9 protein-coding genes are annotated in these 9,887 nt (G+C 62.4%); 4 read left to right on the top strand and 5 right to left on the bottom strand.

All coding sequences use genetic code 11. The features are described from left to right. Positions 1–25 precede the first annotated feature (25 nt). The 4 genes from VNZ65_RS13035 to VNZ65_RS13020 all read right to left on the bottom strand — a co-directional run bounded on the left by VNZ65_RS13035 (position 26) and on the right by VNZ65_RS13020 (position 4,395). Positions 26–1,378, bottom strand: a complete 1,353-nt coding sequence (locus VNZ65_RS13035) for a gluconate:H+ symporter (protein WP_325669626.1) — start codon at positions 1,376–1,378, stop codon at positions 26–28. A gap of 165 nt (positions 1,379–1,543) precedes the next feature. After that, positions 1,544–1,927, bottom strand: a complete 384-nt coding sequence (locus VNZ65_RS13030) for a RidA family protein (RefSeq protein ID WP_325669624.1) — start codon at positions 1,925–1,927, stop codon at positions 1,544–1,546. 73 nt (positions 1,928–2,000) lie between these two features. Next, a complete protein-coding gene (locus VNZ65_RS13025; protein WP_325669622.1) occupies positions 2,001–3,512 on the bottom strand; it encodes an N-acyl-D-amino-acid deacylase family protein in 1,512 nt (503 codons plus the stop codon). A 1-nt stretch (position 3,513) separates the two neighbouring features. Then, positions 3,514–4,395, bottom strand: a complete 882-nt coding sequence (locus VNZ65_RS13020; RefSeq protein WP_325669620.1) for a MurR/RpiR family transcriptional regulator — start codon at positions 4,393–4,395, stop codon at positions 3,514–3,516. Between the two features lie 184 nt (positions 4,396–4,579). Here VNZ65_RS13020 and VNZ65_RS13015 point away from each other — a divergent pair, with 184 nt between their 5' ends. Continuing rightward, positions 4,580–5,893 carry an amino acid deaminase gene (locus tag VNZ65_RS13015; RefSeq protein ID WP_325669618.1) on the top strand — a complete coding sequence of 438 codons (1,314 nt, stop codon included), beginning with the start codon at positions 4,580–4,582 and terminating at the stop codon, positions 5,891–5,893. Positions 5,894–5,941: 48 nt separating this feature from the next. Next, positions 5,942–6,862 carry a sugar kinase gene (locus VNZ65_RS13010; protein ID WP_325669616.1) on the top strand — a complete coding sequence of 307 codons (921 nt, stop codon included), beginning with the start codon at positions 5,942–5,944 and terminating at the stop codon, positions 6,860–6,862. On the opposite strand, the gene VNZ65_RS13005 is transcribed toward VNZ65_RS13010, so the two are convergent. Continuing rightward, positions 6,852–8,345 carry a PLP-dependent aminotransferase family protein gene (locus VNZ65_RS13005; protein ID WP_325669614.1) on the bottom strand — a complete coding sequence of 498 codons (1,494 nt, stop codon included), beginning with the start codon at positions 8,343–8,345 and terminating at the stop codon, positions 6,852–6,854. The genes VNZ65_RS13010 and VNZ65_RS13005 overlap by 11 nt on opposite strands. 186 nt (positions 8,346–8,531) lie before the next feature. Here VNZ65_RS13005 and VNZ65_RS13000 point away from each other — a divergent pair, with 186 nt between their 5' ends. Continuing rightward, positions 8,532–8,864: a hypothetical protein gene (locus VNZ65_RS13000; protein ID WP_325669612.1), complete on the top strand. Its 333-nt coding sequence runs from the start codon at positions 8,532–8,534 to the stop codon at positions 8,862–8,864. Positions 8,865–8,972: 108 nt separating this feature from the next. Then, positions 8,973–9,662, top strand: a complete 690-nt coding sequence (locus VNZ65_RS12995) for a gamma-glutamylcyclotransferase (RefSeq protein WP_325669628.1) — start codon at positions 8,973–8,975, stop codon at positions 9,660–9,662. The last annotated feature ends 225 nt before the right edge of the window (positions 9,663–9,887 follow it).

Raw genomic sequence — 9,887 nt, 5'->3', positions numbered from 1 at the left:
GATAGTGCCGCAAGCTTGAGATCGATCAGATCACGGTAGCCAGGCCCAAGGTCAGCAACAAGGCCACCACCGAAATGATCGTCTCGGCCACAGTCCAGGTCTTGAAGGTTTCCGTCACGGTCATGTTGAAGTATTCCTTGACCAGCCAGAAGCCGCCGTCATTCACATGCGACAGGATCAGCGAGCCGGCGCCGGTGGCCAGCACCATCAGCTCCGGCCGCACGGTGACGCCGGCGGCAGTGACGATAGGAGCGACGATGCCGCAAGCAGTGGTCATGGCGACCGTGGCCGAGCCGGTGGCGACCCGGATCAGCGCCGCCACGAACCAGCCCAGCAGCAATGGCGACAGGTGGGCGTTGTTGGCAACTTCAACGATGGCCTTGGAGACGCCGCCGTCGATCAGGATGCGGCCGAAGCCGGCGCCGGCGCCAACGATCAGCGTGATGCCGGCGATCGGCGCCAGGCATTCGGTGGTGAATTTGAGGATGGCTTCACGGTCGAAGCCGCGCGATTTGCCGAAGGTATAGAAGCTCACCAGCGTACCGATCAGCAGCGCGATCACCGAGTTGCCCATCAGGCGCATGAAATCGTTGGCGAAGGTCTTGGGCGCAAAGAACAGATCGGCCCAGCTGCCCAGCAGCATCAGCGCCACCGGCAGCAGGATAGTGGCGATGGTGATGCCGAAGCCTGGCAGCTCACGGGTCTTGCCCTCTTCCACGAATTGCGCGATCAATGGATTGTCAGGATTAGGCACCACGAAACGGCTGATCAGCTTGGCAAACAGCGGGCCGGCGATGATGGCGGTTGGAATGCCGACGATCAGCGCGTACATGATGGTGCGGCCGATATCGGCGTTGTAGGCGGTGACGGCGAACAGCGCGGCAGGATGCGGCGGAATCAGGCCATGCACCACGGACAGGCCGGCGACCATGGGAATGCCGACCATGATCATGTTGGTGCCGGTGCGCTTGGCGACGTTGAAAGCGATCGGGATCAGCAGCACGAAGCCGACTTCAAAGAACACCGGCAAGCCGACAATCAGCGCCACCACCATCATGGCCCAATGCACGCGCTTGGGGCCGAAGATGCCGATCAGCGTATTGGCGATGCGCTCGGCGCCGCCCGATTCAGCCATCATCTTGCCAAACATGGTGCCCAGGCCGACCACCAGGGCAATATGCCCAAGCGCGCCACCGACCCCGGTTTCGTAGGACTTGACGATGCTGGCCATCGGCATGCCGACCACCAGGCCCAAGATCACCGACACCACGATCAGCACGATGAACGGATTCATCTTGAACTTGGCGATCAGCACCACCAGTGCGACCACTGCAATCACCGCATACAGCAGCAACAGATTTCCCTGAACCATCTCCATCAAATCCTCCTGGTATCCAAATAATTTTCTAGTTTCACGCCCGAGAACATACGCTGTTCCCAAACATGAATCGACACTCTGTATTGGCGTGCGTTGCGTGTCTTTGATTTGTTGAGCGGATCATGACATTGAGCGCCATGATCCTTTGAACCTGCATGACAGCGCTTATTTTTTATAAGCGATGCAATCCACTTCCACCTTGCAATCCACCACCATGGCCGACTGCACGCAGGCGCGGGCAGGCGGATTGGCGCCGAAATATTCCTTGAACACGCGGTTGAACGACTGGAAGTCGCGCGTATCGTCAAGCCAGACGCCGCAGCGTACCACGTGCTCAGGGCCGTAGCCGGCTTCCTTCAGGATCGCCAGGACATTCTGGATGGCCTGGTGCGACTGGGCGACGATGCCGCCGTCGATCACCTCGCCGTCCACCATCGCCACCTGGCCGGACACATACAGCCAGCCATCGGCTTCCACCGCGCGGGCGAACGGCAGATGCTGCCCACCGGTTCCAGAACCACCTTCAACACCATATCGTTTGATCGTCATGATTATTCCTCTGTAAAAAAATAAAATCCAAACTGCCGCGGCCGGCCTCTGCCGCCAGTCCGCTCAACCACCTCTAAATACTTCCCTTGACGCCCGCCTGCCGCGCCAGGAAGCGCCCTGCCCGCAATGCCGTCGGCGCTTTCTCGGCGCCGCCCAGATAAGACAAGGCGCCATTGACCCAGACCGCCTCGATGCCTTCTGCCGGCTGCATCGGATCGGCGAAGGTTGCCGCATCGCGCACCGTTTCCGGATCGAACAGCACCAGGTCGGCCCAATAGCCTTCGCGCACCAGGCCGCGTTCGTTCAAGCCGAAACGCTCGGCCGACAAGCCGGTCATCTTGCGGATCGCCACGGTCAGCGGAAACAGTTTTTGCTCACGGCTGTAATGACCCAGCACGCGCGGGAATGCTCCCCACAAGCGGGGATGCGGCAAGGGATCGTTGGGCAGGCCGTCGGAACCCACCACTGTCGCCGGATGGCTCAGGATACGGTTGACATCGTCGTCCGTCATGCAGTGGTAGACCGCGCCGGCCGGCTGCAGGCGGCGCGCCGCATCCAACAGGCTGACTTGCCATTCGGCGGCGATGGCGGCCAGCATCTTGCCGCCCATCGCCGGTTCCGGCTCAGACCAGGTCACCATGATGTCGATGGCATCGGTCACCTGTTTCAAATCCAGGGTGGAAGAACTGGCGGTGTAGGGATAGCAGTCGCAGCCGACCGGCTGATAACGCTGCGCCTGCTCCAGCGCCGCCAGCACTTCGCCGCTGCGGCCCCAGTTTTCGACGCCGGCGCATTTCATGTGCGAGATCACTACCGGCACGCGCGCGTGCTTGCCGATGCGGAAGGCTTCATCCATGGCTTCCAGGATATCGGCGAATTCGCTGCGCAGATGAGTGGCGTAGAGCGCGCCCGCTTCGGCCAGCGGCTCCGCCAGCGCCAGCACTTCGGAGGTCGGCGCCATGATGGCATTGCCATAGGCCAGGCCGGTGCTGAGGCCAAGCGCGCCATGCGCCAGCGCTTCGCGCAGCTGTTCGCACATGGCGGCGATTTCGCTGTCGCTGGCGGCGCGGTCGAGGCGGTCCATCTGGTTGCTGCGTAACGCCGTGTGGCCAATCAGCGCCGCGACGTTGATGGACGGCTGAGCCTGGTTGACTGCTGTCACGTAAGAAGCAAATGTGGGATAACTGAAGGCGCTCGCTTCGCCCAGCAGGTTCATCGGATCCGGCGGTTCCGCCTTGAGGCTGACCGGCGCGGCGCTGATGCCGCAATTGCCGACCACCACGGTGGTCACGCCCTGCGACAGCTTGGGCAGCATCACCGGGGTACGGATCACATTGGTGTCGTCATGCGTGTGGACATCGATGAAGCCGGGGCTCAGCACCTTGCCCTTGCCGTCGACCACCTGCCCGGCATGCCAGCCGAGCAAGGCACCGTCGCGGTCTATCCGCACAATGCGGCCGCCGTCCAGCGCGACATCGGCAGCATACGGCGCGCCGCCGCTGCCATCGATCACAGCCACGTTGAGAATCAGCGTATCGCATTCGCGTATCGCCGCTTGCCTGCCTATGTCTGACTCGCTACTCATCTCAATCTCCCAACGGCTCGCGGCTGCTGCCGCCGCGATGCGTATCCAGTGTAAATTTCAGGCGCCGCAACAGCTCCTGGCTGCGGTCTTTTTGCAGCAGCGCCAGTTCCGTCATCAGCACGTCCAGCGCCATCATCATGGCGTAGCGCGATGACGACGGCTTGAAAATAAAATCGGTTTCCAGCGACTTCAGCGGCAGCAGCACATCGGCCAGCGCCGCCAGCGGCGAACCGAGCGCAGTGATCGCCACCACCCGCACGCCGTATTCCTTGGCCACCTTGCAGCTGGCATTCAGCTCGGCGACGTTGCCGGTAGCGGACAAGGCCAGCACCACATCGCTCTTGTCGAGCGTGGCCGCGACCATTCTTTGCAACAGGGCGTCGTGGTAGGTGGCCACCGGGCGCCCCAGCCGCACCAGCCGGTAGCGCGCCTCATCAGACAGCATAGTCGAGCCGCCTCCCATACCAAAGGCGTAAATCATGCGCGCCTGCAGCAGCGTCTGCGCCGCCTGCAGCAGCACTTCCTGATTCAGCAGGCTGCGGTTCACTTCCAGCACTTTGTGGATATCGGCATACACCATATCGACGATCTGCGGCAATGCCTGCTCCTCGGCCGCGTCCTCCATCCGTAAAAAACGCTGGCCGATGGCTGCCGCCTGCGCCAGGTTCATCTTCAGCTCGCGCACGTCGCGGCAGCCGATGGCTTTGGCGAAACGGGTGACGCTGGCTTCGCTGACCCCGGCCAGGCTGGCCAATGTCTGGATGCTGGCGCTGGCGGCAAACGGCAGGTCGCTCAGAATCGCCTGCGCCACTTTTTGCTCGGCCAGCCGCAACTGGCCGCTGCGTTCGGCAATCCGCGAGACAATATCGAAGGAATGGCTCATATATCCTAATCTGATCCGAGGGCAATTCAGCGCAGCCATGGTATGAAAGACAATACGCAGCCAGTGTTGCCGCAATCAGCTTGCTACCGGAAAAAATCCCTATGTTACTTTGTAACATGCTTCTAATATAGTAAATTCAAGGATATGATTACGTCAAACGAATTATGACGAAAGGGACTTGAACATGAATGTTACAAACAATCACGGGCTTGCCGCGCGCAATGCCGACGCCACCCTGATCGATCCTCTGAACAAGGGCCTTGGCGCATTTCAGCAAGCCCTGACTGCCGCCGAGGCCACAGCGCTCGACTGGAACCTGCTGCGGGAGGACTTGAGCCTGCCGACCGCCGTGCTGTATGAAGAGCGCATGCAGCACAATCTGCAATGGATGCAGCAGTTCGTCAGCGAATACGGCGTCAAGCTGGCGCCGCACGGCAAAACCACCATGGCGCCCAAGCTGTTTGCGCGCCAGCTGGCCGGCGGCGCCTGGGGCATCACCCTGGCTACTGCACACCAGACCCGGGTCGCCTATCAGCACGGCGTGCGGCGCATAATCATGGCCAACCAGCTGGTCGGCAAGCAAAACATGGCGATCATTGCCGATCTGCTCAGCGATCCGTCCTTTGAATTCTGCTGCCTGGTCGATTCGGCCGACGGCGTCGACCAGCTGGGCGCCTTCTTCCAGGCGCGCCAGCAAAAGCTGCATGTGCTGCTGGAACTGGGGCCTGACGGCGGCCGCACCGGCATCCGCAATCCGCAGCAGCAAGAGGCGGTACTGGCAGCCCTGGCGCGCTGGTCCGGCAGCCTAGTGCTGGCCGGGGTCGAAGTCTATGAAGGCGTGCTGAAAGAAGAAGCCGACATCCGCGCCTTCCTGCAGCACGCCGTCGCCTGCGCCAAACAGCTGGCCGCCGGCGGCCGCTTTGCCGCCCGCACCACAGGTGCGGCAGCGCGGCCGGTGATCCTGACCGGCGCCGGTTCGGCCTGGTATGACGTGGTCGCCGAAGAATTCGCCAAGACCGATATCGGCCTGCCGCTGGACGTGGTGCTGCGTCCGGGCTGCTACCTGACGCACGACGTCGGCGTCTACCGCGCGGCACAGGCGCAGATCCAGACCCGCAATCCGATCGCCCGCAAGATGCGTACCGAACTGCAGCCCGCCCTTCAGCTGTGGGCCTATGTGCAATCGATCCCGGAAGCCGGCAAAGCCATCATCGCACTCGGCAAGCGCGACGCCGCCTTCGATGCCGGCCTGCCGCTGCCCGCCCTGCAATATCGCCCCGGCAGCGCAGCGCCGACGGCGACGCCGGCGCACTGGCAGCTGACCGGCATGATGGACCAGCACGCTTATCTGCAGATCAATGCGGGCGACGACATCAAGGTCGGCGACATGCTCGGCTTCGACATCTCGCATCCATGCCTGACCTTCGACAAGTGGCGCCAGATCGCCGTGCTCGATCCGCAGCATCAGGTGGTGGACGTGATCCAGACTTTCTTTTAAGCCCGACTCCGGCAAAATAAGGAAATGAGTAAGGCAATGAGTAAAGCAATGACAATCGATATCCTGGCCTACGGCGAAGCCATGGTGGAATTCAACCAGCGGCTGCACGATGCCCGCATGTACCTGCAAGGCTTCGGCGGCGACACCTCGAACTTCTGTATCGCCGCGGCCCGCCAGGGGGCGCGCAGCGGCTACATCAGCGCGCTCGGCAACGATCATTTCGGCGAGCAGCTGCGCGCTCTCTGGCAGTTTGAAGAGGTCGACGCCAGCCACGTCGCGCGCGATGCAAGCGCCGCCACCGGGGTGTATTTTGTCTCGCACGACCAGGATGGCCACCACTTCGACTATCTGCGCGCCGGCTCGGCCGCCAGCCGCTACGACAGCGCACAGCTACCGTTGGCGGCGATTGCCGCGGCCAAGGTGCTGCACCTGTCCGGCATCAGCCTGGCGATCAGCGCATCGGCCTGCGACGCCGGCCTGGCGGCGATGGCGCATGCGCGCAAGCATGGCGTCAAGACCTCGCTCGATACCAACCTGCGGCTGAAACTGTGGCCGCTGGAACGGGCACAGGAGAAAATGCGCGCGGCGTTTGCCCTGTGCGATATCTGCCTGCCCAGCTGGGACGACATCAGCGCTCTCACCGGCCTCGACGACCGCGACGCGATTGTCGATGAGCTGCTGTCTTACGGCATCGGCCTGATTGCCTTCAAGCTCGGCGCCGAAGGTTGCTATGTGGCGACAGCCAAGGAACGGCGCCTGGTGCCGCCCTACAGCGTCGAAGCGGTTGACGCAACCGGAGCAGGCGACTGCTTCGGCGGCGCCTTCATCGCCCGCATCGTGGCCGGCGACGATCCTTTCCGCGCCGCCCGCTACGCCAATGTATGCGCGGCCTTGTCGACCACCGGCTATGGGGCGGTAGCGCCGATTCCGCACGCGGCGCAGGTTGAGGAAATACTGCCTAGGCCGTAAGCTGCAGCGCCAGCTGTTCTTCGACTATGGCTCCCAGCCGTTTGATGCCCTGCTCGATCCGTGGCGAGAACGGCTGGCCGCAGCACAGCCGCAGATAGTGCTCGAAGCGGTTTGAATTGGAAAACATCAGGCCGGGTGCGATCTTGATCCCTTCGCGCAGCGCCGCTTCAAACACCGCCTTGGATGCCAGTTGGCGCGGCAGCTCTACCCACAATAAAGCGCCGCCATCCGGCGTGTTGATGCGGGTGCCGGCAGGAAAATACGTCGCAATCGACTCCACAGTGCGGGCGCGCTGCACCCGCAAAGCTTCGCGCAGACGCCGCAGATGGCGTTCGTAAGCAGGCGAGGCCATGAAGTCGGCCGCAGCCATTTGCGCCCACTCCTCGTTGGCGCGCGTATGCGCAAATTTCAGCATCTCGATGCGCGCCTGCCAGCGGCCGCCGACCATCCAGCCCAGCCGCATGCCGGGCGCCAGAACCTTATTGAGCGAAGCGCAGTAGATCACATTGCCGCTGCGGTCCCAGGCCTTCAAGGCGCGCGCCGAACTGGCCTCCGGCACCAGCTCGCTATAAGAATCGTCCTCGATCACCGCCATGCCATGCTGTTCGCACAGCGCCACCAGCTGCTCCTTGTGCGTATCGGGCATGATGCTGCCGAGCGGATTCTGCAGGTTCGGCACCACTACTACCGCCTTGATATTGCCGTAGGTCTGCAGCGCCAGCTGCAACGCTTCCAGCGAGATGCCGGTGCGCGCGCTGGTCGGAATTTCCAGCGCCCGCATGCCCAGGCTTTCCAGCACCTGCAGCAAGCCATAGTAAGTGGGCGATTCGACTGCAATGGTGTCCCCCGGCTGCGCCACCGCGCGCAGCGCCAGGTTGATCGCCTCGATGCAGCCATGGGTGACGATCACCTCTTCCGGCGCCAGCTGGATGCCGATGGCCAGGCTGCGCTTGGCAAGGATCTGACGGAACGCCGGGTTGGCGCTGTGCGACATCATGCTGGTCAACACTTGCGGCCGTTGCCGCAAGGTGCGGATCGCTGCATTTTTCAAGGCTTCCACCGCATACAGCTCCGGTGCGCAACTGGCGCTGCTCAGGTCCAGCGTGACGGTGCCGGTGCGGCCGCGGGCGATCACTTCCGATACCCGTTCATGGATGCCCGCGTACTGGGCCGACATCAGCGCCGGCACGGTCGCCAGGTCAGCCTCCTCCAGCAGCGCCAGTCGCCGCAGCGGCAGCACGAAATAGCCGGAGCGCGGCCGCGCCTCCAGCCAGCCGCCCTGCTCCAGATAGCGCAGTGCCTGCAAGGCCGTCGACAGGCTGACCTGATGCTGCCGCATCAGCTCGCGCACCGACGGCATGCGCTGGCCCGGCGTCAGCGCAGCAGCCTGAATCGCTGCCAGATAATGCTCGGCCAGCTGACGATAGAGTAATGACTGCGGTGAAGATCTGGCGGGTGAAAGTGACAAAGGAGGCTTGCTCATGGCAATGAAGTGGTAGGCAATTGTGGCGTATTTGCGGAAAACAGAACAGATACAGAATAAGCCAAAACGCAGGGTAACAGATGGCTGAAGCAGCGACTGTTGCGCTACATTCTGTCGGGTGCTGTGCCTGTTTCGGCTTGCCATCGGCGATTACGCTTGAGTCATCTCTTTGAACCAGGAAACGCCATGAACACCCCTCTGGAAAACAGCACGTTCCACCTGAACCGCAAGCACTTCACCCTGTTCTATGCCAGCCGCGGCACAGCGATCATCTCCACGCGGGGCAATATCCTGATCACGGCGGCGGATCCTTGCCTGGCCGGCATCCCGCTGGCCAGCCGCGCCTTCATCACCGAAGGCGAATGCCACGTGCTGCAACGGAGTGGCTGGATGCGCCTGCAGGCCAGCGGCGCCGAGAGCGCCGCCGGCCTGGTGATTGCGCCCACGGGAAGCTGGCTGGCGGCCTTGTGGCAACGCTGGCAGCGGCGCGTCCACAGCCCTCTGCCGCTACGCTCCTGAGCGCAGTGATCCGCCGATCTGGTTGCCCAAATAACAAGCAGCTGCAACAGCAGATTTTGATACGGCAAACACTTGTTGCAACACACCGATCTGCCTTATTCTGTAGGCATGAGCATCACGCGTGAAGATCTTGAGCAGGACCGTTTGCGGACTATCCTGGATAACACCCCGATTGCCTCGGCCCTGCTGTCGGAAGCAACGCTGGAGGCATCGTGGCGCGCCGCCCTGGCATCCTTGCCGGATCGCAACGGCGACGTCTGGCTGTTCGGCTACGGCTCGCTGATCTGGAATCCGATGGTGGAGCATAGCGAGCGCGTACCCGCCAAGCTGTACGGCTATCACCGTGGCTTTTACCTGTATTCGCGCATCAACCGCGGCACCTGGGACAATCCCGGCCTGGTGCTGGGACTGGACCGCGGCGGTTCCTGCCAAGGCGTCGCCTTCCGCATCCCCGCCGTCAGCATAGAAACCGAACTGAAAATGCTATGGCGCCGCGAAATGCTGACCGGCGCCTACCTGCCGCGCTGGCTGCCGATGCAGCTAAAGGGCAAGCAAGGTCCGCGTATCAAAGCCCTGGCTTTCGTCATGAACCGCCAGCACGAAAGCTACAGCGGCCGCCTGCCAGACCTGAAAGTGGTATCCCACCTGCGCGACGCCTGCGGCCTCTACGGCCCCGCCCGGGAATACCTGCGCAACACCCTGGAAGGCCTGCTCAAGGAAGGCTTCCAGGATCCCTACCTGGCACGTTTATGGGCGCAACTGCAATCGAGCGAGCATCCGCCTGCGGTAAAAAAATAGCAGGGCTGGTGTTGTTGCCGTTGGGGTTGTTGTTGACGTTGCCGTTGCTTTTGACGTTGCTGTTTCTTTTGACGTTGCCGTTGCTTTTGACGTTGGGGTTGCTTTTGACGTGCCCCGCATGAAGACGTTGCCAAATCCGGCGCGTGTCAGCCGGGAATTGTGAGGGGCATGTTTGAGCCGAAGGCGAGTTTTGCCCCTCACCCGGCTGGCGCGCGCCGGATTTGG

Source organism: Collimonas sp., assembly GCF_035566555.1.
Classification (GTDB): domain Bacteria; phylum Pseudomonadota; class Gammaproteobacteria; order Burkholderiales; family Burkholderiaceae_D; genus Collimonas.
Note: the sequence above shows the minus strand (reverse complement) of the source record. Positions and strands in the feature narration are given on the sequence as shown.